Raw genomic sequence first — 25,704 nt, forward strand, 5'->3', positions numbered from 1 at the left:
TTCTATGTTTTAATCAAAGACATAATCGTCATCACTCATGGCTTCGACTTGACCAAGCAGGTAACCATTACCAACTTGTGAGAAGAAGTCGTGGTTAACGGTACCAGTTGAGAGCCCATTCATGACGATTGGGTTGACGTCTGACGCATTGTCAGGGAACAAGGGATCGAACCCAAGGTTCATCAAAGCTTTGTTGGCATTATAACGCAAGAAGGTCTTAACTTCTTCAGACCAGCCTAGAACGCCATAGAGGTCATCTGTATAGATTTCTTCGTTGGCATAGAGGTCATACAAAAGTTCGTAAGCCCAAGTTTTGAGTTTTTCCTGTTCGTCGCTAGAGAGCTCGTCATAGCCAAGTTGGAATTTATAGCCAATATAGGTACCATGAACTGACTCATCGCGGATGATTAATTTGATAATTTCTGCAACATTGGCTAATTTATTATTGCCCAAATAATACAAAGGGGTGTAGAAACCACTGTAAAAAAGGAATGTTTCAAGAAAAACTGATGCGACTTTCTTTTCAAGTGGTGTACCATTTTTATAAATACTGTTGACTTTTTGTGCCTTGTATTGCAGATTTTCGTTGGTATCAATCCAAGAGAAAATCTCGTCAATCTCAGTCTTGGTATTGAGCGTTGAGAAAATAGAAGAGTAGGACTTAGCATGAACTGATTCCATGAATTGAATGTTGTTTAGGACAGCCTCTTCATGTTGCGTCCGCGCATCAGCGCGTAGAGAGTCCATACCTGTATCAGATTGGACTGTATCTAATAGCGTCAGGCCACCAAATACATGGCTGACCAAGTGGCGTTCAACGTCAGACAGACCACGCCAGTCGTCTAAGTCGTTTGAAAGTGGGATACGCGTATCTAACCAGAATTGTTCAGTTAATTTTTCCCAAGTTGATTTATCAATTAAGTCTTCGATATTATTCCAGTTGATAGCTTTGGTAAAGTTTGGATTTATCATTCTTTTTTCCGTTTCTAATCAAATCACGTCCCTAGTTGGACAATAATTCTATTTTAAAGATCAACGCGATAAGCAGACTACACGATATGCGGCAGTCTGCTTATTGATGATGGTCATTAAATCACGCAAGATTCACATTGGTTGGCACCAACTTCATCACCGTTGTCGGTAAATGTGCGGATGTAGTAAATTGATTTAACACCTTTGTGGTGGGCATAGTTACGTAAGATATTCAGGTCACGCGTTGTTTGCTTGGTATCTGTTTTCCATTCGTAAAGGCCGACAGGCATTTCGCTACGTAAGAACAAGGTCATTGACAAGCCTTGGTCAACGTGTTTCGTCGCTGCAGCATAGACATCAATCACACGACGCATATCCATATCGTAAGCACTTGTATAGTAAGGAATCGTATCAGTCGCTAAATCGCGTGCTGGATAGTAGATTTTACCTGTTTTCTTTTCTTGACGTTCTTCGATACGTTGGGTAATGGGGTGAATACTTGCAGAAACGTCGTTGATATATGAAATCGAACCATTTGGCGCCACTGCTAGACGGTTTTGGTGGTAAAGACCGTGTGTCATGACATTTTGACGCAGTTCACGCCAGTCGTCAGCAGTTGGAATGTGGATGCCTTCAAATAAAGTAGACACTTTATCTGAAAGGTGTTTGTCTTCGATATATTGGTCGAAATAAGTGCCGTCAGCATAGGCTGATTTGTCGAAATCATCAAAAGTTTGACCAGTTTTGCGAGCAAAATTCATAGATGATTTTAGCGTGTAGAAATTCAACAGCATAAAATAAATATCTGTGAATTCAATTGACTCAGGTGAGCCATAAACCATATGGTGTTTAGCGAAATATGAGTGAAGGCCCATTGCCCCAAGACCGATCGTATGGGCTTTTTTATTGCCGTTTTTAATCGTTGGGACAGCATCGATATCTGAATGATCCGTAACAAACGTTAGCGCTTTAACCATGCTATCAATTGATTTTTCGAAGTTAGGAGATTGCATCAGATTGACAACGTTAGTCGAGCCGAGGTTACATGAAATATCAGTACCTAAAGTTTTATAAGTTTGGTCTTCATTAAGTTCTGAGGCTGTTTGCACTTGTAAGATTTCTGAACACAAATTACTCATGACAATCTTACCGTGGATTGGGTTGGCTTTATTGGCAACATCAATGTTAATGATATATGGATAACCAGATTCTTGTTGTAATTTAGCAATTTCTTGTTCTAAATCACGAGCACGAATACGATATTTTTTGATGTTATGATTGGCAAGGAGATTATCGTATTCTGCAGTAATATCAATATAGCTGAAAGGTTTACCATAGATACGCTCAACGTCATAAGGACTAAACAGGAACATATCCGCATTTTCACGTACAAGTTCATAATATTTATCTGGAACTGTTACACCTAGTGACAAAGTTTTCACACGGATTTTTTCATCGGCATTTTCTTTTTTAGTTGACAAAAAGGCCATAATATCCGGATGGAAAACGCTGAGATAAGTCACACCAGCCCCTTGACGTTGCCCAAGTTGATTAGAGTAGGAGAAGCTATCCTCGTAAAGTTTCATGACAGGAACAACACCACTAGCAGCATTTTCAATGCCTTTAATCGGTGCACCAGCCTCGCGGAGGTTAGAAAGGTTAATTCCAACACCGCCACCAATACGAGAGAGTTGCAGGGCTGAATTGACTGAACGACCAATACTGTTCATATCGTCAGTTGCTTGAATCAAGAAACATGATACAAGCTCGCCACGACGCGAACGACCAGCATTTAAAAAGCTTGGTGTCGCCGGTTGATAACGTTGGTGAATCAGCTCATCAGCTAGTGATTGCGCTAATTCGATATCACCATCTGCAAAATATAGCGCATTCATCAAAATACGATCTTCGATATTTTCTAGATAGAATTCACCATCATTCGTTTTCAGGGCATATTGTTGATAAAATTTATAGGCAGCCATGAATGATTTGAATTGAAAATTTTGCGCATAGAGCCAGTCGGACAGCTCAGTGATAAAATCAATCGAGTATTTTTTGATAAAGTCTGATTCGATATAATCATGTTCTAATAAATAGGTGATTTTTTCTGCAACTGTTGGAAAGGTTTTGAGATTAGGTCGCACATTTTCTTCGAAAAAGGCAAGTAGAGCCTCGTGATCCTTGTGCAAAGGGATTTGACCATTGACAGGGATATTGATTTCATTATTTAAACGGAAATATGACACATTTTCCAAAGTTTTTAAAGACATAGGTTAATAGCTTTCTAAGATAGAGTTAACAGCAGTGACATCTTCATCAGTTCCATTGAACTCAAAATCATATAAAATCGGCACGTTAAACTCGGCCGATAAATCTTTAGCAGAATAAATATAAAGCTCAGCAAAATTGCGATTACCACTGGCGATAATTCCTTGGCAATTAGATGCATTTTCTACCATAAAATCCCAAACCTCTTGAAGGATTTCCTTCTCGTAAGTTGGGATGATTAAAATAAATGGTTCAGATAAAATGAGCGTATCAGTGACTGCGACAGCCTGGTCATCAGCTAGAGTCAGCTTTTTTACGAAACGACTAACTTGTCTCGTCACGCTATAATAGGCAATTTTCATATCAATTTCGCTAATTCAGTAGGACGGAATCCTGAGAATGACACCTCATCTTTAACGATAATTGGTGCAGCCATAAAGCCCATTGCTTTAATTTCCTCGATATATTGTGGTTCGTCATCGATATTAATTTCTTTATATTGGACTGCTTTATCAGTCAACCATTTTTTAACCATGTTACATTGCATACAATTATTTTTTGAAAATACGGTTACCATTTGGATACCCCTTTTATTAGTTTATTGTCTCTATATTTTAGCAATAAAAAAATATCTAGTCAACAATTTAAACTAGATATTGTGATGTTTTTCTGAACAACCCACTATATGTTGTGTTTTTGGTGGGTTATGTTTAAACCGAAGTTAAAGATATTCTCGGTTTTATTTCGGATTCTTGTGATATTATCGCGATGTCGAACGATAATGAAACAAACTATAAATAAAACAACACTTGTAAATAACCAATCATAAGAAGTGAATATGAGATGAAAGGCTGGGAGAACTAATAATAAAATAGCCGCAACACCTGCACTCAATACACTGGCAAATGATACCATGCTGGTTAAATAAAACGTAATAAAGAACACAATTACCAATAGTAGGATAAATTTAGGACTATAACCTAAAAGCATACCAGCCGCTGTTGCGACAGCCTTACCACCTTGGAAATGGTTGAAGATAGAAAAAGTATGACCCAGTACGGCGAATAAACCAAATAAGGCCGGTGAGATTGTCTCTATCCCGAAAATTAATGGTAAAACAGTAGCTAGTGTACCTTTTAGCAAGTCCATTGCAAAGACAATTGTACCTGCTTTTTTACCTAAGATTCTGAAAGTATTGGTCGTACCAATGTTACCAGAACCAAAGTCACGTAAGTTTTTGTGGAAAAAATAATGACCAATCCACAGACCCGAAGGAATCGAACCTAATAAGTAGGCGACTAATAATAATAATAATATCGTTGTCATTACTACATTATATCAAAAAAACTATTGATTTGACATGGTAATATAAAAATTATATACTATTGTTAGTTTAAAAAACTAACAATAGTATAGGAGGATGACATGTCAATCGCAAATCAATTAAAGCAACTCAGGGAAGCTAAAGGTTTATCTCAACGTGAAGTTGCTAAAAAAATAGGAGTTGCCAATACTTCTTATTTTGCCTGGGAGCGCGGTAAAACAAAGCCAAAAAAGGATAATTTGTTGAAGCTCTCTAATATCTTTAGTATCCCCTATGAAAATTTAATCAAAGATGAGGCGGCAGATTTATTATCAGCATTTCATCAGCTAACAGATAAACGAAAGGAAAAAGTCATGAGCTATACACAAGACCAACTGTCAGAACAAAATCAAGTGCAAGCTGAAAAAATCGTTAAGTTATTTCCATATAAAGTCTACGAAAAATTATCAGCAGGTACAGGATTTTCATATATGGACGATGGTAGCTATGATACCGTCTATTTTGATGCTGAATTAGCATATGACTTTGCCAGCTGGGTTTATGGCGACTCAATGGAACCAGTTTATACTAATGGTTCTGTGGTCTTGATTAAAGATACCTCTTTTGATTATGATGGGGCGATTTATGCCATTGATTGGGAAGGGCAGACCTATATCAAAAAAGTCTATAAAGAAGAAGAAGGTCTACGACTTGTTTCTATTAATGAAAAATATCAAGATAAATTTGCACCTTATGACGAAGAACCGCGCATTGTCGGAAAAATCATTGGCAATTTCTTTCCAGTTGATATCTAATTGAACTATACCAATAAAAAAACAGTTATCACTTGACATTCCTAATTCTTTTGTTTATCATACATATATCAAGTTCGTGAAACGAATTATTGAACTATACCAATTTTAAAAAGAGGAAATAATATGTGTGGGATTGTCGGAGTAGTTGGAAATAAAAATGCACGTGATATTTTAATGCAAGGATTAGAAAAACTTGAATATCGCGGCTATGATAGCGCTGGGATACTCGTTACCAATCAAAATCAAAATGCAAAACTTATCAAGTCAGTTGGTCGAATTGCCGACTTACGCGAAAAAATCGGCATGGACGTAGCTGGCACTGCGGGGATTGGTCATACACGTTGGGCAACACATGGTAAACCTTCGGAAACCAATGCACATCCTCATACATCAACAGACGGTCGCTTCGTTCTAGTTCATAACGGTGTCATTGAAAACTATCTTGATATCAAAAACGAATACCTAGCAGGAGACGCTTTCAATGGCCAAACTGATACAGAAGTTGCTGTTCATTTGGTGGCTAAACTTGCTGAAACTGAGAACATTAGTACACTTGAAGCTTTCAAAAAAGCCCTAACAATTATTGAAGGTTCTTATGCTTTTGCCTTGATGGATGCAACTGAACCTGATGTCATCTATGTTGCTAAAAATAAATCACCACTTTTAATTGGTCTTGGTGATGGTTATAACATGGTATGTTCAGATGCCATGGCTATGATCCGTGAAACAAGTGAATTTATGGAAATTCACGACCATGAATTAGTGATTTTGACTCAAAACGCTGTTGAAATTCATGATTTGGAAGGCAATATCTTGTCTCGAGACAGTTATACAGCTGAACTGGATCTTTCTGACATCGGCAAAGGAACTTATCCTTTCTACATGCTTAAAGAAATCGATGAACAACCAGCTGTTATGCGTAAACTTAGCCAAGTCTATGCAGATGAGTCAGGTAATGTCAAAGTAGATGATGCTATTGTTCAGGCTCTAGTTGAAGCTGACCGTATTTATATCATTGCTGCAGGGACTTCCTACAATGCTGGCTATGCTAGCAAGTATTTATTAGAAGAATTGACTGAAAAACCCGTTGAGCTTGGTATTGCATCAGAGTGGGGCTATAATATGCCACGTCTTTCTAAAAAACCATTCTTTATTTTCTTATCACAATCAGGTGAAACCGCTGATAGCCGTCAAGTTTTAGTGAAAGCAAATGAATTAGGCATTCCAAGTCTAACAGTTACCAACGTTCCGGGGTCAACTTTGTCACGTGAAGCAAGTTTCACACTGCTCTTACATGCAGGACCTGAAATTGCCGTAGCCTCTACAAAAGCTTACACTGCACAAATTGCAGCCTTGGCATTTTTAGCGAAAGCCACAGGTACTGCAATTCATAATGAGAAAGCTGCAAATTTCGATGTCGTCCACGAGTTATCAATTGTCGCACAATCAATTGAAGCTACCTTATCTGAAAAAGAGTTAATAGAAAGCAAAGTAACAGGATTGCTGGAAACAACTCGTAATGCTTTTTATATTGGGCGCGGACAAGATTACTATGTATCAATGGAAGCGAGCCTCAAACTCAAAGAAATTTCATATATCCAATGTGAAGGATTTGCAGCAGGCGAACTCAAGCACGGCACAATCGCTTTAATTGAAGATAACACACCAGTTATCGCACTTATCTCAAATAACCCCAAAGTCGCTGCTCACACCCGTGGCAATGTATCTGAGGTTGCAGCACGCGGTGCAAACGTTGTGACAATAGTAGAACAAGACGCTGCCATTGAAGGCGACGACATTGTGATTAATAACGTTCATCCCTACCTATCAAGTATTTCAATGGTCATTCCAACACAACTTATCGCCTACTACGCTAGCTTACACCGTGGCTTAGATGTTGACAAACCACGTAATTTGGCTAAGTCTGTGACAGTTGAATAGCACAATAATAACTGCTGAAAATTTTTGTTCATTAGTATAAAAAAAGTTGAGAAACCTCATTTCTCAACTTTTCTTTTGATATCTGTAATTTTTTGACCCTTTGTTTCATCCGCCAAGATGTTTTCAAAGGCTGGAATAGCAACATCTGGATATTTTTGGTGGAAGGCAGTGCTCACGATGCGATAAGCAAGACGGGCATTGCGTGACAAAATCGGACCGTGGAAGTAGGAGCCGAAAACATTTTTATAAGTCATGCCTTCTGTGCCATCTTCATTGTTATTACCTTGACCGATAATCACACGTCCAAGTGGTTTTTGGTTTTCAGCCAAGAATGTGCGGCCTTGGTGATTTTCAAAGCCATAGTATGTTTCGTCAAACTCATCATTATGAATTTCAATGTCACCAATAAAGCGGTTGTTTTCTTGGTTCAAAGTATAGTGGTCCATAGCAGAAATGCCGTCAATCTTGCGGCCACTCGCCTCAATATAATATTTGCCGAGGAATTGGAAACCGCCACAAATGGCTAACATAGTGCCATCATTTTCGATAAATCTTTTGATTTCAACTGCTTTTGTCGGTAAATCTTGACTGACGATAAATTGCTCGTAGTCCTGACCGCCACCGAAAAAGACCAGGTCATAGTCGTCAGCGTTAAAGTCATCTTCAAGTGAGACAATGTCGAAAGTCATGCGGGCGCCTAATTTTTCACCGACATATTTGAGCATGAGGATATTACCATTGTCACCATAGGTGTTCATGAGATCCCCATAGAGATGAGCGACACGTAGGTCATAGGGGAAATCACCTTCAGATTTAATAGACGTATAGGTCATTTCATTTCTCCATTCACATAGTGGCGATTGGCCAGTATCTCTCGCATTTCAAGCATAGCTGTATAAGTAGCCAAGATATAGACGTGTTCACTGTCCTGTTGTTCAATGAGGTCAAGCACATCAGCGAGTTTTTCGCTCTCCGTAATTTTATCAGGATTAAATCCTGAAACACGAATGCGGCGTGCCATCTCAGTATGTCTAACGCCACCCGTAATCACACTGGTAACATCTAAGTCATGAATCGTCTCGAAATTCGCATCCCAAATCCAGCTGGTATCAATACCATCCGCATAATTAGCATTCAGCAAAGCCACTAAAGCGAAAGGATAGGGTGCTAGTTTCATCATGTCTAAGACTTGATTGGCACCCACTGGGTTTTTAATGAGGACAAGCGTACATTTTTTATCGCCAACGTTGAAGCTTTCCTGACGACCAAAGACAGCATGAGAATTGTTAAAGCCTTGCGTAATCAGAGAAGATTCAAGACCGAAAAACTCAGCAACTGATACCGCTGCAAGGGCGTTGTAGATATTGTAGAGACCACCCACATTGATATGATAAGTCGCACCATCAATCACAAATTCAGATGTCGTATTGGTAATAGTCGTTAACTCTGTCAAGCGATAATCGAGTTCGGGACGGTGGAAACCACAGTTCTGACAGATGTAATCACCTAGATTGGCATAGGTGTTCATCGTGTAATCTAGGATATGGTAACAGTTGGGGCAGACAATGCCTTCAGTATTATAATGTGCGCGCTTAGGCGCATGATGCTCGTGGTCAAAGCCATAATACTTAACAGGGTTAATCAAGTCTTTCGAATTAAAAAGTGGGCTATCGCCATTCAGAAGGACAGTCGCATTGGGCGCTTTAGCGGCCCCCTTAATAATGAAGTCGTAGGTCGTGTAGATTTCACCATAACGATCCATCTGATCGCGGAAAATGTTAGTGAAAACAAAGAGGCTCGGTGTGATGTATTCAGTCACAGCAGGTAGGCTAGCCTCGTCAATCTCAAGCACGGCGATATTTTTACCCGTTTTGTTTCGCTTGGCAGACAGGAAAGTCGACACAATACCGGTGATCATGTTAGCGCCTGTCGTGTTGGTCGCGATTTGACCAAAGGCATTTTCTAAAATCCCCACGGTCAGTGCAGTTGTGAGAGTCTTGCCGTTAGTGCCGGTCACGACGACGATCTCATAATCACGCGCAATCGTGTCTAGGATTTTAGGATCAATTTTGAGCGCCAAACGACCTGGGAAAGTCGACCCACGCTTGAAAAATTTTTGAAGTATAAATTGGCTAGATTTTCCGGAGAAAACCGCTAAACTAGATTTAAATGTCATGACACTATTTTACCACATTTTGTGTTAAAATTTGAGTGGAGGTATCATCATGACAGAAATTAAGAAAATTGGTTTTATCGGTTTGGGCGTAATGGGGCACGCTATCACAGCTAACCTCATCGCTGACGGCTACGAGCTCTACCTTTATAATCGCACAGCCTCAAAAGCAGACGATTTGGTAGCCAATGGTGCTAGCTATTTGCCAACACCACGCCAAGTTGCAGCAGCAAGCGACCTGATCATGACGATGGTAGGTTACCCAACAGATGTAGAAGAAGTTTACTTTGATGAAGCAACAGGTATTTTCTCAGGGATTTCAGCGAAAAAAATCTTAGTTGACATGACAACCTCAACACCCACATTGGCTAAACAGATTGCTGAAAAAGCATCTGAACTAAATGTTTTGACATTAGATGCACCCGTTAGTGGTGGTGATATTGGTGCTAAAAATCGAGCATTGACAATTATGGCAGGTGGCGACCAAGCAGCTTTTGAGCAAGTTGCACCTATATTCGACAAAATCTCTAAAAAAGCACAATATTTTGGACCTGCAGGTAGCGGTCAACATGTTAAAATGGCCAATCAGATTGGGATTGCTGGCACCATGACTGCTATGTCAGAATTACTGGTCTATGCCAAAGCAGCAGATCTGGATTTGCCAGCAGTCGTTGAAACCTTGTTAGCTGGCGGTGCAAATACTTGGTCACTGGCGAATTATGGTCCTCGTATCTTAAAAGATGACTATTCACCAGGCTTTTTTGTCAAACATTTTATCAAAGACTTGAAGATTGCCTTGGATGAATCGCAAAAAATGGGCTTAGACTTACCTGCAACACAAGGTGCCCTAGACTTATATGAAAAATTGGCAGACAAAGGATTTAGTGACGCAGGAACACAAGCTTTGATTAAGCTTTGGTGGGATTAACACCTTTCAATTAATTGGAGTATTTTATGGTTTGACATATTTATAATTATGTCAAAACGGTAATTATATTTTAAAAAATAAAAAAAGGAGTAGCTATTTATGCAAATCAGGCCCCTAGAAAGAAATGATTTACCCTTTATTCATCAACTCGATAATCATCAGAGCACAATGGCACTTTGGTTTGAAGAACCTTATGAATCCATTGACGAATTGAACAGTTTGTATGACAAACACATCCATGATATTAGTGAACGTCGTTTTGTTATTGATCTTGACGGTGAGTTTGCAGGTGTCATTGAATTAGTAGAGATTGATTATATTCATCGCACAACAGAAATTCAGATTATTGTTCGAAAAGCTTATCAAGGTAGAGGATTAGCGAAACAAGCTATTCGTAAGGGATTGAATTATGCTTTCAATATGCTTAATATGCACAAAGTCTATCTTTATGTTGATGTTGATAATCAAGTTGGTATTCACATCTATGAGGGCGCTGGTTTTGTTCAAGAAGGCCGCTTACGCCAGCACTTTTATGCCAATGGTAAGTATCATGATAGCTTGATTATGGGCATTTTTAGGGATGAAGTTAAAATTTAAAAATGATAGAACCTCAAAGAGCAACTGTGCTCTTTGGGGTATTTTTTATTTTGTGTTGTGAATCTAATCAGTTATTAATTTTATGATATAATATATCGGTAATCATGCTATAGCGAGACGATATTGAATTGAAATTTTATTTTTAAATGAATTTAGAAAAGGAAGGTGTTATGACTCAGATTACCTATAGAAAATTACGAATTGATGAAGCACAGTTATTTTGGAACATGATGACTGAGTTGGACAATGAAACAAAATTCATGATGTATGAACCTGGCGAGAGAACCAAAACATCGTCTGATATCAAGGCGATTGAAGATTTGATACAAAGTGCCATTGATAATGACAATTATTTGTTAGTTGCAGAAGTGAACCAGCAGATTGTTGGTTATATTTTAGCCTTGCGTGGCAAGCCTAATCGACTTAAACATACCGCTTATATTGTAACAGGTATAAATAAAGACCACCGTCGAAAAGGCATTGGCAAAACTTTTTTTGCCTATCTAGATAAGTGGGCAAAAGATAACGATATTAAGCGACTTGAATTAACGGTCATCTGCACCAATATTGTAGCCAAACAATTATATGAGCAGAAAGGTTTTGTGGTAGAGGGGACAAAGAAAAATGCAATGTTGATTGATGGCAACTATGTTGATGAATTTTATATGGCTAAATTACTGTAACGTTTAAGTTACCACACCTCCTGAAAATAACTGAGAAATATGGTAAAATTAGTATCGAGTACAGTGATACATTTTTATCATTTTTTAATGCCATAAACAAATTTTATTATAGCACGTGATAAACAAATAAGTTTGGGTTGGTGAGTTATTTTTTAAAAATTTTCACCCACAAAAATGAAAATTAGATAATACCAAGGCTGTCAAGCTTTGGCACACAAGGAGATAAAGAAAATGGTAGTAATCCAATGGTTCCCAGGGCATATGTCAAAAGCACGCAGGCAAGTTCAGGAAAATTTAAAACACGTTGATTTGGTGATGGAGTTGGTCGATGCTAGACTGCCTTTATCGAGCCGTAATCCTATGCTTGATAAAATTATCGGCACTAAGCCACGGCTTGTCATCATTAATAAAAAAGATTTAGGTGATGACCTAGAAATTCAAAAATGGGTGCATTATTTTGAAGCACAAGGCATTTTAGCGGTCAAAATCAATGCGAAAGAGCAGCAAACGGTTAAAAAATTAACCAAGGCTGCTAAAGAAGTTCTTGAAGAAAAAATCAAACGTGCCTCTGAGCGTGGTATTCAAAATAAAGCGATCAGAACCATGATTATCGGCATCCCTAACGTTGGTAAATCAACCCTCATGAATCGTTTAGCAGGTAAAAAAATTGCCATCACAGGGAATAAACCAGGGGTTACCAAAGGACAACAGTGGCTAAAAACCAATGAAGAATTAGAAATTCTTGACACACCAGGTATCCTGTGGCCTAAATTTGAGGATCAAAAAGTTGGCTTGAAACTAGCACTAACAGGGGCTATTAAAGATGACTTGATTCCAAAAGACGAGATTACGATTTTCGGTCTGGATTTCTTCAAAGCAAACTATCCAGATGAACTGCAACATCGTTTTAAATTAACAGATGATCAAATGAGCTTATCAGCTGTTGACTTAATTATCTTGTTGACTCAAAAATATGGTTTTCGAGATGATTACGACCGTTTTTACGACTTATTTATCAAAGATGTCCGTGATAGTAAGCTAGGAACATATACACTCGACCGTGTATCAGACCTTGACAAAGAGGATACACAAGATGACAACGATTAAAGAAGTTAGCGAACTACTGAAGTCGGCCCAAACACTATCAGATCCCCTATTTGAGCATTGGTCACAAGACACACGGCAAGGTGTCCAAAAGTTAATCAACAAACGGCAACGCGACATTCAAGCGGCACTTGATGAAGCTGCACGACTTGATAACTTGCTAGCCTATGAACGACAACTCTACACCCAAAACATCTCGTTAATTGCGGGCATTGATGAAGTCGGTCGTGGTCCGTTAGCAGGTCCTGTTGTTACAGCAGCCGTTATTTTACCGGAGAATTGTAAAATCCCTGGTCTAAACGATAGCAAACAAATTCCCAAAGCACACCACCAAGTAGTTTATGACCGCGTCATGGCAGAGTCACTAGCAGTTGGCATTGGCATTATTGATAATCACAAGATTGATCAAGTTAATATCTATGAGGCGACTAAATTGGCTATGTTACAGGCGATTGAGCATCTAAAGCTTAAGCCAGAACATTTGCTGATTGATGCCATGTCTTTGGATACTGACATCCCTCAAACTTCTCTGATTAAAGGAGATGCTAAGTCCATGTCCATAGCAGCAGCATCAATTGTTGCTAAGGTGACGCGTGATAAAATTATGGGCGATTATGAGCAAAAATATCCTGGCTATGATTTTGCACACAATGCTGGTTACGGTACAAAAAAACATCTGGAAGGACTTGCTAAGCAAGGTTTCACAGATATTCATCGTCAATCTTTTGAACCAATAAAATCAATGATTCATCATATTTAATCATCTAAGCGATAGTATTGAGAGAGAATCTGAGCTTTCAGCTCAGAAATTTCAAGATATGGACCAGTCAGTTGAGACCGCAAATACACTTTTTCATCAACTATCTGAACACCTACAAATTCTGTGTTCGGATAGTTTTTGTTGACTTTTATCATCCGCTCCTTAACGTCTGCAACATTTTCCGAGGTAACCGGTATGTCCAGGAAAATATAATGATCAAATCGTGAAAGATTGGCAAGTGCTGTAATATTTCGATTGGGTACAAAAACTAGAGCGCCCGCACCAGTTTTGAGGGTTAAAGAACGAATACCGATGACTGTGACGGTTCCTGTAATATCCAAATTTTTGAAATTGACGGTATCGCCGACATTGACTTGGTGCTCAACGATAATGAAGAAACCATTGATGATATCTGTCATCAAATCTCGCCCAGCAAATCCAAGACCAACACCGATAATGCCAGCACCAGCAAGCAAACTTGCGACTGGTAGACCAAAGACACCTAAAATCGTGTAGATATAAAGAAAGACGGTAAGATACTGGAATACTGATAAGGTTAATCGAGAAAGTGTTAGAACGCGAGCACTATCAACAAGGTTAATGCGACTATAGTTATCAAATAAATGTTTGATAATTTTTCTTAAAATGCGGTAGAAAATGTAAAATAAGACACTTGCGATGATGATATAAATGATTTTTTCCACTGCAGTATCCAATAATTTTTCTAGATGTAAGTATTTCAAAATAGACACTCCAAATCAATAATTTTCAGAAAATTGTAGTAAATTCTTGCAAAAATGTGCAAAAAGGACTAAAATAAGTATAACAAATTTTTAGATAAGATGGGTTTCAGAAATCCATTATTGCTTGACAGATGGAAGGTTGTTTATGACGATTAATATTGATTGGGAAAATCTTGGTTTTGAATATATGAACTTGCCCTATCGCTTCATTGCCCATTTTAAAGATGGTCAATGGGATGCGGGGAGTTTAACAGAAGATGCGACACTACATCTCTCTGAATCATCTCCTGCTTTACATTATGGCCAACAAGCCTTTGAAGGATTGAAAGCCTATCGAACAAAATCTGGTGAGATTCAATTGTTTCGCCCAGACCAGAACGCTGAACGCCTACAAAGAACTGCGCAACGTTTGTTAATGCCACAAGTACCGACTGAGCTCTTTATCAATGCTGCTAAAGCAGTTGTTAAAGCTAACCATGCATATGTACCACCTTATGAAAGTGGTGGCAGTCTTTACTTACGTCCTCTCTTGATTGGCGTTGGTGATGTTATTGGCGTTCAACGTGCAAAAGAGTATATTTTTACTGTCTTTGCTATGCCGGTTGGTAATTATTTCAAAGGTGGATTAGCACCAACTAAGTTTATCATCTCACGAGACTTTGACCGTGCTGCGCCGCATGGAACAGGGGCGGCAAAAGTAGGGGGTAACTATGCTGCCAGTCTTCTTCCAGGACAAGAAGCCCATGACGCAGGTTATTCTGATGTCATTTATTTGGACCCTTCGACCCATACAAAAATAGAAGAAGTTGGCTCAGCTAATTTCTTTGGCATTACCAAAGATAATGAATTTGTGACACCGCTTAGTCCTTCAATTTTACCGTCAATTACCAAATACTCTCTGTTATATCTTGCAGAACATCGGTTGGGACTGAAAGCCTATGAGGGTGATGTTTATGTCGATGACCTTGAGAAATTTGCTGAGGCTGGAGCTTGTGGGACAGCAGCAGTGATTTCACCTATTGGTGGCATTCAAAACGGTGATGATTACCATGTTTTCTATAGTGAAACAGAAGTCGGACCAATTACTCACAAGCTTTATGACGAATTAGTGGGCATTCAAAAAGGTGATGTGGCAGCACCGGAAGGCTGGATTTATAAAGTTGATATTGATGCCTAAATCATAAAACTCATATTAGTTTACATAATTAAAATTATGTAAACTTTTTTTATTTCCTAGAATAATAAGATTAGCTAACCTAGAGATTTAAGCCTATTGTAATTAAAACAACATTTTGCTATTCTATATAAGATACTATTATTTTAAAAGGGAGTTTTATGGATAAGAAGCTAGGAATTAGTGATTATTTACTGATTGGTTCAATGTTATTTGGGTTATTTTTTGGTGCAGGAAATTTAATTTTTCCTGTACATATGGGACAAGAAGCAGGTTCTGCAATCTTCCAAGCTAATCTTGGCTTTTTGGTGACCGGTATTGGCTTGCCATTTTTAGGTATTATTGCGGTGGGTCTTTCTCAAAGTTCTGGTCTTTTTGATATGGCATCACGTATTAATCGCAAGTACGCTTATATTTTTACAACGCTATTATATTTAGTTATCGGTCCTTTTTTTGCTTTACCTCGTTTAGCAACAACTTCTTTTGAAGTAGGGCTGTCACCTTTTCTTTCAGACAATGCACAAAAACCTGTTTTAGCTCTTTTTAGTGTCTTATTCTTTTTTGCTGCTTGGTTCTTTTCTCGCAAGCCCTCAAAAATTTTAGATTATATCGGGAAATTTTTAAATCCTCTATTTCTGATTTTATTAGGATTTTTACTTGTTGTTGCTTTTACACGTCCAATGGGTGGTATTAGTCAGGCAGTAGTCGGCAAGGCCTATCAATCTTCAGCTTTTATATCTGGATTTACCCAAGGGTATAATACACTAGACGCGCTTGCGGCCTTGGCCTTTGGTATTATCATCGTCACGACCATTCGTCAACGTGGTGTGACAAATCCTAAGGTGATTGCGATTGATACCATCAAAGCAGGTGGGGTTAGTGTGCTACTCATGGGAATTATTTACACCTGTCTGTCTTACTTGGGGACGATGAGTCTTGGTAAATTCGCACTTAGTGAAAATGGTGGCATTGCACTGTCTCAAATTTCAAATTACTACTTGGGAACTTTTGGGACGATTATCTTGGCCTTAATCATTGTTATTGCTTGTTTGAAAACAGCAGTTGGCTTGATTACAGCTTTTTCAGAAACATTTGTTGAGCTTTTCCCTCGATTTTCTTACCGTTTTTATGTGATTTTGGCTAGTGTGCTACCATGTTTGTTTGCGAATGTTGGGTTGACGAATTTGATTCAGATTTCAATTCCTGTCTTGATGTTCTTATATCCTCTTGCAATTACTTTAATTATTTTAGCTTTGTTTAGCCCGTTATTTCATCATTCTAAACGGGTATATCAAGTCACAACTGGCTTTACCTTTATTGCGGCAATATTTGATGGGCTTAACGCTATTCCGATGGGTGAACATCCAAATGTTTTAATGACAAATTTACTGGACTTTGCTAAACATACCATTCCTTTCTTTTCAATTGGCATGGGTTGGATTTTACCAGCAGCAATTGGGCTTGTTATTGGCTATATTTGGCAAGTAATAGAAAATAAAGTTACCAAATAATTTTTAATCAAAAAGTCACCTAAGCTACTAGACTTAGGTGACTTTTTGATATTCATTTTATTTTAAGCTCTAGCACGCGTCATTGACTTGATGACGGTGATAAAGCTTGGTAGCAGGGTAACGAAAATGATAGCTAAAATGATAACTGAGAAGTGTGTTTTCACAAATGGAATATTACCAAACAAATAGCCTGCTCCAGTTGCGATAAGCGACCAAGATAGGGCTGCGATAAAAGCGCGCTTAATGAAGTCACTTGCACTGAATTGGCTGATACCCGCTACAAATGGCACAAACGTGCGAATAATCGGAATGTATCGTCCAAGAATGATAGCAAGGGAGCCATTTTTTTCGAAATACAGTTCAGCCTCTTCGATATGTTTAGGTTTGATAAGTTTGCTGAAAAATTTATGATTAATCAGCTTGTAACCAGCCGTATGACCAATGAAAAAGTTACTTGTGTCACCTAGAAATGCCGCAAAGAAGAAGAGAATCAGGAAAATCCAGATATTAAACGGCATATCAGGATTAGCCGCTAAAGCACCCGCAGCGAAAAGTAAGCTATCGCCAGGTAAGAAAGGCATTACGACTGCAGCGGTCTCAACGAAAATGATGAGAAAGAGTAGTAAGTAGGTCCAGCTACCAACAGATTGGGCCATTGTGTAAATATGTTGGTCGATATGTAAAATAAAATTAATGAGCATAATGTGCTTTCTATTTTCAATTAAAAATTAGATGTTACTGATATCTACCTACCTGGTAGAAGTAGTAGAGGAGGATAAAATCTGCAGATAGTTTAAATTATAGCATTTTTTCAATATTTCGCAACCTAGAGCAGTCTGATATGCTTGACTCAAAGTTTATCCAAAGCATCTTTTTGCTCTTCATTGACAATATGCGTATACAGGTCAGTGACTTGCGTAGAGGCATGCCCTAGCTGATGGCTAACCAAAACTTGAGAGTTGGTCTCAGCATACAACCTTGTCGCCAAGGTATGTCGTAGTTTATGAGGCGTCACGCGTACTTTGAAGACTTTCGAGTATTTGGCGACCATTTTTTCAACACTAGAGTTGTCAATACGATTAGCCTGCTCTTTATAGGAGGTCAAAAACAAAGCCACATCACGTTTACCAGCATGATATCGTTTCTCACGAATTGCCAAATATTGCATCAGATATGGTGCAGCAAAGCCTGCGATGTTAACTGAATCTCGCTTGCCACCCTTTCGCGTGATGTCAACAACCATAGTTTTCAGATTTAAATCGTTAAGATCAATATTAACTGTTTCAGACAGGCGAATTCCAGAAGCTAAAATCAAGGCGACAATAGCTAAATCACGTTCTTTGTTCTTGATAAATGAAGATTTAGCACGATTTGATAGGTCTAATTCATACTCATCATCAATAAAGTCTAGAAAACCTTGCGTTTCATCACCTAAAAAGAGTTTATTTTTGATATTTTCTGCACGCGAGGCAAGTGTTTCTTTTTTCTTTTGCGTTGCGACTTTCTTCATGACATTACGATAGAAGTAGGGCTCGCCATTTTCATCCTCAACTTCCTCAGTCAGATACTTATAAAGGCTAGAAAGAGCTGAAAGCGTCCGATTAATTGTCGTTTGAGACACACCATAGGTCGTCGAATAGGTATTAAGTCTTGGTCGCTCACGTAAGTATAAAATAAAGCTTTCAAGATCATGCTTGGTTAATTTTTCCAAAGTTTCTAGTGAAATATCAGATATTTTTGAAGTAACTGAAATGTCGGCATCTATAAGCCAGCTAAAAAAGCGTTGATATTCTTTGAGATATTCATACAAGGTATTAAGTGAGTATGGGACAGCGGACTTAGAACGATAATATTCCAGTACAAAATCTGGCATGATGTTTTTTAAGTCCTCGATATTTTCAATTAAGCGTTCTCGTTTCATAAGACTAGTATAAGGGATATACCAACATTTGTCAAGAAAATTAAAGTTTTTCGGAAAGATGTTGGTGGGTTTTTAGTGTAACCTCTCATAAAGCTTCCTAGAGAATACTTAATTAAAAAATGAATCCTACCGCTAATCTACTCTCTAATAGCACATCATCTTCTATTTTTTGAACTACTTATCTGATAAAGATGAGAAATAATCTACTGCTCTGTCTAAATATCCTGGTTGTTCTCTAATAGCGATGATTTTAGCCATCTTTTCCTTCTTCTAAGCATGTGACGGCAGAAACTGTGCTATTTTGCGTTTAAAATCAACCTTGTAAACATTCTCGCCGCTCTCTTTAACGAAAACGCCTTCACTGATTTCGATTTTGCGGATAATCGATATTTGTCGCAATTTCTGTAAAACGACATGCCCCACCAGTCATAATCAATAGCTATCCGTTAATATTAGCTTAACATATTTCTCGTTATTCGTAAAATAACAACTCATAGACAACCCAAATGCCCCCAAAAATATTTTTTTGAGGGCATTTAGCATGAATCATACGCTCTTGAAACAAACTAGAGGGGAAGAAGTCAGTTTGCTTCAATCAAACATGATGTAGGTTAATGGTTAATAGCAATAAGCTTGCTATTAACAACTCTTATTTTATAATTTTTTATTGATGCTGTAAGGTATAAATTTAGAAAATAGAATTAGAAAAACACTCTTTTGTTACGCGGCAAACTTTATTCAGAAGTGCGCCATTTAATAATCGTGTTCTCTATGTTCTTCCAATCCCTAAGATCAAATGGCAAATTAACAAAGCAGATATGCTTTGGCGACGGTTCTTGATCTGGTAAATCTAGTTCACTAATCACGATATCAGCTTCTTCAATTGTATTGACAAAGTCAATCTTAATCGTCAATTGTCTATTCTTCAAATTTTCCATGGCGATTGATTGCGTAATAGCTGAATAACACAACAGAAAAACTTTACAGGGAATCTCCCTTGAAAATGAAATAGTGTTAAAAATACGTTGAAAAAAGAATGTCATATTAGGGTGTTGTAAAAAGGCATCATGATAAATCGGAACTTCCTGTAAAGCTAATGCTATCTGGTTCCAAAGCAACATATAATCACTATTTTTCTCGGTAAAGCGTTCCTGTTCAGTCATCAAATGATGAAAACAAAACGAAACATGAAACATTTGGTGCCAAACAATACACTGCTTATGTGCATAGCAAACATACTGTTTTTCTTTTGATGTGAGTGTCATGCCGCCTATTGTTTCAATCGTATTAATAAATGTCAAGCAGTCGTTATCTTGACAATCTATACCTTCCAGAGTATATGCTGGTTGATAAATTAAAGTGCAGAATAGAAAATATAAAAAATCAATCTCCAATTTCTTCTGTTGCGCTGTTAAATCTAAATCTATAAATAACATCTCTACTCTTTGCGTAAACATCTCTAATGACAAAACTGGGCATTCAAAATAGCTTGGAAATATCATATCTTCTGGCAGTAAATGCCCTTTTTCAATTCGATCTAATGCAATGCGATAAAATATTTTTATTTTTAATTTAGAGGATTGAAAAATAAAAGGAAAGGCTTTGACTATATTGTCTAAAAAGAGATTTAATTGTATATTTTCTGATTCAAAAAAGTCGATGAATTTACACTGAAATTGAGAAAGTACCATACAGAAAAACATAAATCTAATTTGTTTTTCTTCTCCATCAATCATATTTTCCACTTTCCTTTTTGTGAAAAGTTGAAGAGAAAAATGTTTCATATATGCTCTACATTTGACAAGCTCTTTCTTTCCTGTCTCATAGCTCATAAATTTAGCATCCACTTCTTTCATCAAGCTAGAAAAACGCTCGTGATAAGCCTCTTGGAAAAAATGAAGAAAAAAAACACCAGATATATACTTGTTTTTTAACATTTGAAAAGAAATGGACTGATAAACTTCGAGATACAATGTATCAGTTGATTTATAAAGTAAGTACCCATCTTCTCCAATAACTATATTTAATACCTGTCTAAGTTTTGAAATAGCATAATTGATTGTCGTTTTGGATAACCCTATTTCTTTTATAATCTCTTCAAAGCTCATACCGCTACTATCTTTATTTAGTAAACAACTACACAGCTTAAAAACTTGTTGTTCTTTTTCAGTTAAAATGAAACGTTCCATTTTGTATCTCCTTTATTGATAATCTATTGGACTAGACCAATATCTTTACACAAAGAATTATTATATCATCTTTAATCAATATTTCAATACAAATTTTATAAAACGATAGATATATAAACACAAAAAAACACTAAAAAATGAGTTGCCTTATCTATTTCACGTGGCTAGCAGATGATAAACGGTTCAAAAAATAACATTAAAAAATGATACAAAAAAAGGGCAAAACTACAGCCCCCTATTAGGATGAATCTATCAAAAAAAGATACCCCGAAAGGTACCTCTTTATTATAATCAAAAGATTATTTAAGACCTGCTGAACCACCAGCAGCGCCGATAGCTTCAACGATTGCTTCAGCTTCAGCTTTTGGAAGACCTTCTTTGATAACAACTGGTGCGCTGTCAACAAGATCTTTAGCTTCTTTAAGTCCAAGACCAGTAGCTTCACGAACTGCTTTGATTGTTGCAACTTTTTTGTCGCCTGCTGAAGTCAACTCAACGTCAAATTCAGTTTTTTCTTCTGCTGCAGCTGCACCAGGACCTGCTACAGCTACTGGAGCTGCTGCAGATACGTCAAATTTTTCTTCGATTGCTTTTACAAGCTCAGAAAGTTCAAGAATAGTTGCTGTTTCAAGTTCAGCAACGATGTTTTCAATGTTCAATGCCATTGTTGGAATCTCCTTAGAATTTTTATTTTAGTATGCAAGGATAAGATGCGACTTGCACGCATTTAATTAGCAAGTCAATTTTCAAAAGTGCAAGTTCAAACATCAGAGTAGAACTGATGCTTGAACGAAGTTGTTATGAAAATTAAGCTGCTTCTTCTGCTTTGTCTGCAACTGCTTTGACAGCGTATGCAACATTGCGAACTGGTGCTTGAAGTACTGAAAGGAGCATAGAAAGCAATCCTTCGCGGCTTGGAAGTGATGCGATAGCAGCGATTTCTTCTTTTGAAGATACTTTGCCTTCGATAACACCAGCCTTAACTTCGAGTGCGTCAGCTGTTTTAGCGAAATCTGATAAGATTTTCGCTGGAGCAATTGCGTCTTCGTTTGAAAATGCGATGGCAGATGGTCCTACGAATTGATCCGTAAGGTCAGCATAGCCAGCTTTTTCAGCAGCACGACGCAAGATTGAGTTTTTGATAACTTTGAACTCAACACCAGCTTCACGTAATTGTTTACGCAATTCAGTATCTTGTCCAACTGTAAGTCCACGAGAATCTGCAACGACGATACCAGATGCATCTGCAAATTTTTGGGCAATAATGTCAACTAACTCAGCTTTTTTAGCGATTGTAGCTTCACTCATTGTTTGTTTTTCCTCCTCTATTATTTGATGACGTAAAAAAACTCCACGTCAACCATAGACATAGAGAGTACAAAAATTCATTATCAACTAATAAATAAATGTCCTCGGTTGGATTTACGACGAATGTCACCAACTGTCTTCGGTCATGTTGTTTTCACAACTATTTTATTATAGCAGAGTTTTTTCACTTTGACAAGTATTTTTATTTAAGTTTTTTTATTTTAATGATTTACTTTTATTTTTTTAGACATATTTTCTAAGATAGATTTGATAGCAATAAAGATAACCGCAAAACTAACAGAGAAGATAGCACCTTCTAATAAGTTGAAAGGAACTACCATAGTCATTAGATATTTACTAGCACCAAAAATTTGATTGATGTCGAAATGTGCGAACTTAGCATATAATGGTATCGCATAAACGAAGTTGGCAACAACCATAGCTGCTGTCATGACAAGTGTTGCTAAAATACTCCCCATGATGTAAGCTCTTGTTCCGCTATCTTTCTTAAAGAAGATAGCAAAGATCAAGATAAACGACCCAACTGCCACGATATTAAGTGGCAAGCCAATCCAAGTCGTGACACCTTCGTTATTCAATAATAATTTAAGCACAGAGCGTAAAATTAAAATCAAGAAGGCAGCAGGTAAATCAAATAGATAGAGACCCACTAAAATCGGAATAATTGAAAATTCAACTTTGAGAAAGTCCGCAGCCGGAATTAAAGGGAATTGCGGAAAAATCATCAAGATGAAAGAGATAGCGGCAAGCATGGCGATTAAAACCAATTTGCGTGTGCGAGTTGTGTTTGTCATTTGGGGCACCTCCTAAATTTTATTTAGAAGACTTGAAAAAGACACAGGTGGTACCTCTAAAAACTGCTTTTAATATTTTTTGAGCTAAAATTTCTTAACAATAGTCACTGCGACAAAGCTTGCAACTGCGATAACTCACCACAGCTACAAGATGCCAAATAATAACAATGTGATAGGGAGATTTAACTAAAAGAAACAAAGCTGTTTTTTTAAGATACTCTTTAACTATGTAAATTTTCTTGTCTTCTCTTTATCCTGACTTTAACAGTTGGTATCGGAACTTCACCGATTCGGGCTTGAGTGCTATACTCAAGCTTCATGGACTTTACCACCAGTGGGGAAACGACCCCCGCCCTGAAGACACCTTAACTATATCAAAAGACTTGCTAAACCGCAAGTCTTTTGATTATTTTTTTATGAAATAGCCATTGAACAGTTCTTTTTACATATTTTAAAATATGTAAAATATTATCCGCGAGCAGCATTGACCAACTGACTTACTTCTTTTTTAGACAGACGACGGAATTCTCCTGGCTGTAAGCCAGTTAAGTCAAGCGTACCATATTGTACACGTGATAATTTTTGGACGGGGAGACCAACTGCTTCAAACATCTTCTTAACTTGATGGTTACGACCTTCATGAATCGTTAACTGAACAACTGATTTTTTAGTTGAAATATCCTGTTTGATAATTTGATAAACAGCAGGTTTTGTTTTACGACCATCGATTTTAACCCCTTGGGTCAATGGACGAAGATTTTCTTTATTGGCTTGTCCTTCTACTTTTGCAATGTAGACTTTTTCTATTTCATGACGAGGGTGAGTCATCAAGTTAGCAAATTCGCCATCATTTGTCATTAAAATTAAACCACTTGTATCCCAGTCAAGACGACCAACAGGATAAATTCGTTCTGGAATATGACGGAAAAAGTCCATAACAGTCTTGCGATCTTTCTCATCAGATACAGAGGAAATCACACCACGAGGTTTATTTAATACATAATAAACAGGTTCTTCTTTATAGATTTGCGTTTGTTTGACTTCAACTGTATCGCCAGATTTAACTTGATAGGCTAAGTCTGTCATGACTCCACCATTGACAGTCACATCACCTGCTTTAATCAATTCTTCTGCTTTACGACGACTAGCAACACCTGCGTGTGCCAAATATTTATTAATTCTCATTTGTAGTGATTTCCTTTTCGTTGAAAATATCGACATCATCAATATTCATAAGTGATTCTTCGTTTATTTCGGGCAATTCTTCTAGCGTATTAATGCCGATATAATCCAAGAAATGGTTAGTTGTTGCATAAAGGTTAGGATTACCAATCACTTCTTTTTTACCAATCACTTCAATTAAATCAAAAGCTTGAAGTGTTGCCATTGTCCCAGACGAATTGACTCCGCGAATCGCATCAACTTCTATACGCGTCAAAGGTTGTTTATAGGCAACAATCGCTAATACTTCCAGTGCTGCTTTCGAGAGTGATTGATTCATAGGCGTTTTGGCATAGTGTTGAAGTAAGGCATTAAGCGTAACTTTTGTTGCCAAGCGATACTTACCAGCCGTTTCAATAATGGTAAAAGCAGATTCATCATCCGCTTGATATTTCTGGGATAGCTTTTCAATTTGTTGGGTGATAGCGCTTGGCGTTATATTTAACAAGCTAGATAAGTCTCTGAGGCTTAATCCCTCTTCGCCTGTCACAAAAAGCAAGGCTTCAAGTTCAGCTGTTTTATTCAATTAAGGCCTCGCTTTCTGTTATTGTTAGGATAATTTCACCAAATGTATCATCTTGTTGAAAATTAATGGCGTGATTTTTTATCAATTCTAGCATAGCTAAAAAGACAGTTACCACTTCATCCAAAGAATGAGAAGGCTCAAAAAACTGCATAAAGCTAACTGTCTTTTCATGCTGAAAAAAAGACAAGATATCTTTTATTTTATCTTCAACTGAAAATTCATCTGAGTTAATCGTATGGTGATGATCACGAAATTCAGCTTGCTTACGTTGGATAACAGCAGAAAAGGCAAAGTATAAGTCTAGTACATTTTTATCATGAGCTAGTGCAATTTCTTCTGCGACAATCTCCGTTTTACTTTTAGAGTAAAACTGACCACGATCATCATGTTTATCAGCCAATGCCAAACTTAGTGCCTTATATTTTCGATATTCATCAATTTGTGATAAAATTTCTTGTTCTAAATCGATTGTTTCTTCTTCAAAAGCCTCAGAAACAGTTGGTAAGAGTCGACGTGACTTAATCAAGACCAATTGACTTGCGATAACAAGATATTCTGACGCCAAATCTAGCGCCTTTTCTTTCATCGCATCGAGATAGGCTAGATATTGTGTAATCACTTCAACTAAAGGGACTTCATAGATATCAACCTTGTATTGATTGACCAGATGTAATAATAAATCTAGTGGTCCTTCGAAATCATGGATTTTAATATTGATTTCTTCTTTTACATAATTCATTTTATGTAAAACC

General features: G+C 37.5%; 26 protein-coding genes, 1 riboswitch and 1 other annotated feature. Of the genes, 9 read left to right on the forward strand and 17 right to left on the reverse strand.

The window, feature by feature from the left end:
- Positions 1-9 precede the first annotated feature (9 nt).
- The 5 genes from nrdF to plsY all read right to left on the reverse strand — a co-directional run bounded on the left by nrdF (position 10) and on the right by plsY (position 4,566).
- Complete coding sequence (nrdF, locus tag RR45_RS03130) at positions 10-972, reverse strand: class 1b ribonucleoside-diphosphate reductase subunit beta (protein WP_096823147.1); 963 nt, start codon at positions 970-972, stop codon at positions 10-12.
- Between the two features lie 116 nt (positions 973-1,088).
- Entirely contained in the window at positions 1,089-3,242 is a 2,154-nt protein-coding gene (nrdE, locus tag RR45_RS03135) for a class 1b ribonucleoside-diphosphate reductase subunit alpha (RefSeq protein ID WP_031365569.1), read from the reverse strand.
- A 3-nt stretch (positions 3,243-3,245) separates the two neighbouring features.
- Positions 3,246-3,602 carry a class Ib ribonucleoside-diphosphate reductase assembly flavoprotein NrdI gene (gene nrdI, locus RR45_RS03140; protein ID WP_031365568.1) on the reverse strand — a complete coding sequence of 119 codons (357 nt, stop codon included), beginning with the start codon at positions 3,600-3,602 and terminating at the stop codon, positions 3,246-3,248.
- Positions 3,599-3,817: a glutaredoxin-like protein NrdH gene (nrdH, locus tag RR45_RS03145; protein WP_031365567.1), complete on the reverse strand. Its 219-nt coding sequence runs from the start codon at positions 3,815-3,817 to the stop codon at positions 3,599-3,601. The genes nrdI and nrdH overlap by 4 nt, the downstream gene beginning before the upstream one ends.
- Before the next feature lie 104 nt (positions 3,818-3,921).
- Positions 3,922-4,566, reverse strand: coding sequence for a glycerol-3-phosphate 1-O-acyltransferase PlsY (gene plsY / locus RR45_RS03150; protein ID WP_031365566.1), 645 nt, complete (start codon positions 4,564-4,566; stop codon positions 3,922-3,924).
- Between the two features lie 99 nt (positions 4,567-4,665).
- On the opposite strand from plsY, the gene RR45_RS03155 reads away from it, so the two are divergent.
- Together RR45_RS03155 and glmS are read left to right on the forward strand one after the other, a co-directional pair.
- A complete protein-coding gene (locus tag RR45_RS03155; RefSeq protein WP_031365565.1) occupies positions 4,666-5,358 on the forward strand; it encodes a S24 family peptidase in 693 nt (230 codons plus the stop codon).
- A 123-nt stretch (positions 5,359-5,481) separates the two neighbouring features.
- On the forward strand, positions 5,482-7,299 hold the full coding sequence (gene glmS / locus RR45_RS03160) for a glutamine--fructose-6-phosphate transaminase (isomerizing) (protein WP_031365564.1): 1,818 nt from the start codon (positions 5,482-5,484) through the stop codon (positions 7,297-7,299).
- Between the two features lie 56 nt (positions 7,300-7,355).
- Here glmS and gatD read toward each other — a convergent pair whose 3' ends face one another.
- Entirely contained in the window at positions 7,356-8,132 is a 777-nt protein-coding gene (gene gatD, locus RR45_RS03165) for a lipid II isoglutaminyl synthase subunit GatD (RefSeq protein WP_031365563.1), read from the reverse strand.
- Positions 8,129-9,475, reverse strand: a complete 1,347-nt coding sequence (gene murT / locus RR45_RS03170; protein WP_031365562.1) for a lipid II isoglutaminyl synthase subunit MurT — start codon at positions 9,473-9,475, stop codon at positions 8,129-8,131. The genes gatD and murT overlap by 4 nt, the downstream gene beginning before the upstream one ends.
- Before the next feature lie 58 nt (positions 9,476-9,533).
- On the opposite strand from murT, the gene RR45_RS03175 reads away from it, so the two are divergent.
- From RR45_RS03175 to rnhB, 5 genes are all read left to right on the forward strand, one after another.
- The gene (locus RR45_RS03175; RefSeq protein WP_031365561.1) at positions 9,534-10,400 is read left to right on the forward strand and encodes an NAD(P)-dependent oxidoreductase; all 867 of its coding nucleotides are present in this window, start codon (positions 9,534-9,536) and stop codon (positions 10,398-10,400) included.
- A 99-nt stretch (positions 10,401-10,499) separates the two neighbouring features.
- Positions 10,500-10,997 (forward strand): GNAT family N-acetyltransferase, encoded by a 498-nt coding sequence (locus RR45_RS03180; RefSeq protein WP_031365560.1) that lies wholly within the window; start codon positions 10,500-10,502, stop codon positions 10,995-10,997.
- A gap of 146 nt (positions 10,998-11,143) precedes the next feature.
- Positions 11,144-11,680 (forward strand): GNAT family N-acetyltransferase, encoded by a 537-nt coding sequence (locus RR45_RS03185; protein WP_244148277.1) that lies wholly within the window; start codon positions 11,144-11,146, stop codon positions 11,678-11,680.
- Positions 11,681-11,911: 231 nt separating this feature from the next.
- The gene (gene ylqF, locus RR45_RS03190) at positions 11,912-12,787 is read left to right on the forward strand and encodes a ribosome biogenesis GTPase YlqF (protein ID WP_031365558.1); all 876 of its coding nucleotides are present in this window, start codon (positions 11,912-11,914) and stop codon (positions 12,785-12,787) included.
- Entirely contained in the window at positions 12,774-13,544 is a 771-nt protein-coding gene (gene rnhB, locus RR45_RS03195; RefSeq protein WP_031365557.1) for a ribonuclease HII, read from the forward strand. Before ylqF ends, rnhB begins: the two co-directional genes overlap by 14 nt.
- Here the strand turns inward: rnhB and RR45_RS03200 are convergent.
- The gene (locus RR45_RS03200; protein WP_031365556.1) at positions 13,541-14,296 is read right to left on the reverse strand and encodes a mechanosensitive ion channel family protein; all 756 of its coding nucleotides are present in this window, start codon (positions 14,294-14,296) and stop codon (positions 13,541-13,543) included. The two genes, rnhB and RR45_RS03200, sit on opposite strands and share 4 nt — an antisense overlap.
- A 136-nt stretch (positions 14,297-14,432) precedes the next feature.
- Between RR45_RS03200 and RR45_RS03205 the strand changes: the two genes are divergently transcribed.
- Positions 14,433-15,464: a branched-chain amino acid aminotransferase gene (locus RR45_RS03205; RefSeq protein ID WP_031365555.1), complete on the forward strand. Its 1,032-nt coding sequence runs from the start codon at positions 14,433-14,435 to the stop codon at positions 15,462-15,464.
- Between the two features lie 158 nt (positions 15,465-15,622).
- Complete coding sequence (gene brnQ / locus RR45_RS03210) at positions 15,623-16,972, forward strand: branched-chain amino acid transport system II carrier protein (RefSeq protein ID WP_031365554.1); 1,350 nt, start codon at positions 15,623-15,625, stop codon at positions 16,970-16,972.
- A gap of 62 nt (positions 16,973-17,034) precedes the next feature.
- Here brnQ and RR45_RS03215 read toward each other — a convergent pair whose 3' ends face one another.
- The 9 genes from RR45_RS03215 to RR45_RS03255 form a co-directional block, all read right to left on the reverse strand.
- Positions 17,035-17,676, reverse strand: coding sequence for a VTT domain-containing protein (locus RR45_RS03215; protein WP_031365553.1), 642 nt, complete (start codon positions 17,674-17,676; stop codon positions 17,035-17,037).
- 146 nt (positions 17,677-17,822) lie between these two features.
- Complete coding sequence (xerS, locus tag RR45_RS03220) at positions 17,823-18,893, reverse strand: tyrosine recombinase XerS (protein ID WP_031365552.1); 1,071 nt, start codon at positions 18,891-18,893, stop codon at positions 17,823-17,825.
- 734 nt (positions 18,894-19,627) lie between these two features.
- Positions 19,628-21,082 (reverse strand): helix-turn-helix domain-containing protein, encoded by a 1,455-nt coding sequence (locus RR45_RS03225; protein ID WP_031365551.1) that lies wholly within the window; start codon positions 21,080-21,082, stop codon positions 19,628-19,630.
- A gap of 299 nt (positions 21,083-21,381) precedes the next feature.
- On the reverse strand, positions 21,382-21,747 hold the full coding sequence (rplL, locus tag RR45_RS03230; RefSeq protein ID WP_031365550.1) for a 50S ribosomal protein L7/L12: 366 nt from the start codon (positions 21,745-21,747) through the stop codon (positions 21,382-21,384).
- A gap of 142 nt (positions 21,748-21,889) precedes the next feature.
- Entirely contained in the window at positions 21,890-22,390 is a 501-nt protein-coding gene (gene rplJ, locus RR45_RS03235) for a 50S ribosomal protein L10 (RefSeq protein ID WP_031365549.1), read from the reverse strand.
- Between the two features lie 26 nt (positions 22,391-22,416).
- Positions 22,417-22,551 (reverse strand) — a sequence feature (ribosomal protein L10 leader region).
- Positions 22,552-22,611: 60 nt separating this feature from the next.
- Positions 22,612-23,205: an ECF transporter S component gene (locus RR45_RS03240; RefSeq protein WP_031365548.1), complete on the reverse strand. Its 594-nt coding sequence runs from the start codon at positions 23,203-23,205 to the stop codon at positions 22,612-22,614.
- 237 nt (positions 23,206-23,442) lie between these two features.
- Positions 23,443-23,571: riboswitch (FMN riboswitch) on the reverse strand.
- Between the two features lie 102 nt (positions 23,572-23,673).
- Complete coding sequence (locus RR45_RS03245) at positions 23,674-24,390, reverse strand: pseudouridine synthase (RefSeq protein WP_031365547.1); 717 nt, start codon at positions 24,388-24,390, stop codon at positions 23,674-23,676.
- Entirely contained in the window at positions 24,380-24,952 is a 573-nt protein-coding gene (gene scpB, locus RR45_RS03250) for an SMC-Scp complex subunit ScpB (RefSeq protein ID WP_031365546.1), read from the reverse strand. The genes RR45_RS03245 and scpB overlap by 11 nt, the downstream gene beginning before the upstream one ends.
- Entirely contained in the window at positions 24,945-25,691 is a 747-nt protein-coding gene (locus RR45_RS03255; RefSeq protein WP_072353424.1) for a segregation/condensation protein A, read from the reverse strand. The genes scpB and RR45_RS03255 overlap by 8 nt, the downstream gene beginning before the upstream one ends.
- Positions 25,692-25,704 lie beyond the last annotated feature (13 nt).

Source organism: Pseudolactococcus chungangensis CAU 28 = DSM 22330 (genome assembly GCF_002441885.1).
In the GTDB taxonomy this organism is placed as follows: domain Bacteria; phylum Bacillota; class Bacilli; order Lactobacillales; family Streptococcaceae; genus Pseudolactococcus; species Pseudolactococcus chungangensis.

What these genes read in the sequence shown, in the direction of transcription:
- nrdF (WP_096823147.1), bottom strand. Translation starts at nt 972, where the DNA reads ATGATAAATCCAAACTTTACCAAAGCTATCAACTGGAATAATATCGAA.
- nrdE (WP_031365569.1), bottom strand. Translation starts at nt 3,242, where the DNA reads ATGTCTTTAAAAACTTTGGAAAATGTGTCATATTTCCGTTTAAATAAT.
- nrdI (WP_031365568.1), bottom strand. Translation starts at nt 3,602, where the DNA reads ATGAAAATTGCCTATTATAGCGTGACGAGACAAGTTAGTCGTTTCGTA.
- nrdH (WP_031365567.1), bottom strand. Translation starts at nt 3,817, where the DNA reads ATGGTAACCGTATTTTCAAAAAATAATTGTATGCAATGTAACATGGTT.
- plsY (WP_031365566.1), bottom strand. Translation starts at nt 4,566, where the DNA reads ATGACAACGATATTATTATTATTATTAGTCGCCTACTTATTAGGTTCG.
- RR45_RS03155 (WP_031365565.1), top strand. Translation starts at nt 4,666, where the DNA reads ATGTCAATCGCAAATCAATTAAAGCAACTCAGGGAAGCTAAAGGTTTA.
- glmS (WP_031365564.1), top strand. Translation starts at nt 5,482, where the DNA reads ATGTGTGGGATTGTCGGAGTAGTTGGAAATAAAAATGCACGTGATATT.
- gatD (WP_031365563.1), bottom strand. Translation starts at nt 8,132, where the DNA reads ATGACCTATACGTCTATTAAATCTGAAGGTGATTTCCCCTATGACCTA.
- murT (WP_031365562.1), bottom strand. Translation starts at nt 9,475, where the DNA reads ATGACATTTAAATCTAGTTTAGCGGTTTTCTCCGGAAAATCTAGCCAA.
- RR45_RS03180 (WP_031365560.1), top strand. Translation starts at nt 10,500, where the DNA reads ATGCAAATCAGGCCCCTAGAAAGAAATGATTTACCCTTTATTCATCAA.
- RR45_RS03185 (WP_244148277.1), top strand. Translation starts at nt 11,144, where the DNA reads ATGAATTTAGAAAAGGAAGGTGTTATGACTCAGATTACCTATAGAAAA.
- ylqF (WP_031365558.1), top strand. Translation starts at nt 11,912, where the DNA reads ATGGTAGTAATCCAATGGTTCCCAGGGCATATGTCAAAAGCACGCAGG.
- rnhB (WP_031365557.1), top strand. Translation starts at nt 12,774, where the DNA reads ATGACAACGATTAAAGAAGTTAGCGAACTACTGAAGTCGGCCCAAACA.
- RR45_RS03205 (WP_031365555.1), top strand. Translation starts at nt 14,433, where the DNA reads ATGACGATTAATATTGATTGGGAAAATCTTGGTTTTGAATATATGAAC.
- brnQ (WP_031365554.1), top strand. Translation starts at nt 15,623, where the DNA reads ATGGATAAGAAGCTAGGAATTAGTGATTATTTACTGATTGGTTCAATG.
- xerS (WP_031365552.1), bottom strand. Translation starts at nt 18,893, where the DNA reads ATGAAACGAGAACGCTTAATTGAAAATATCGAGGACTTAAAAAACATC.
- RR45_RS03225 (WP_031365551.1), bottom strand. Translation starts at nt 21,082, where the DNA reads ATGGAACGTTTCATTTTAACTGAAAAAGAACAACAAGTTTTTAAGCTG.
- rplL (WP_031365550.1), bottom strand. Translation starts at nt 21,747, where the DNA reads ATGGCATTGAACATTGAAAACATCGTTGCTGAACTTGAAACAGCAACT.
- rplJ (WP_031365549.1), bottom strand. Translation starts at nt 22,390, where the DNA reads ATGAGTGAAGCTACAATCGCTAAAAAAGCTGAGTTAGTTGACATTATT.
- RR45_RS03240 (WP_031365548.1), bottom strand. Translation starts at nt 23,205, where the DNA reads ATGACAAACACAACTCGCACACGCAAATTGGTTTTAATCGCCATGCTT.
- RR45_RS03245 (WP_031365547.1), bottom strand. Translation starts at nt 24,390, where the DNA reads ATGAGAATTAATAAATATTTGGCACACGCAGGTGTTGCTAGTCGTCGT.
- RR45_RS03255 (WP_072353424.1), bottom strand. Translation starts at nt 25,691, where the DNA reads ATGAATTATGTAAAAGAAGAAATCAATATTAAAATCCATGATTTCGAA.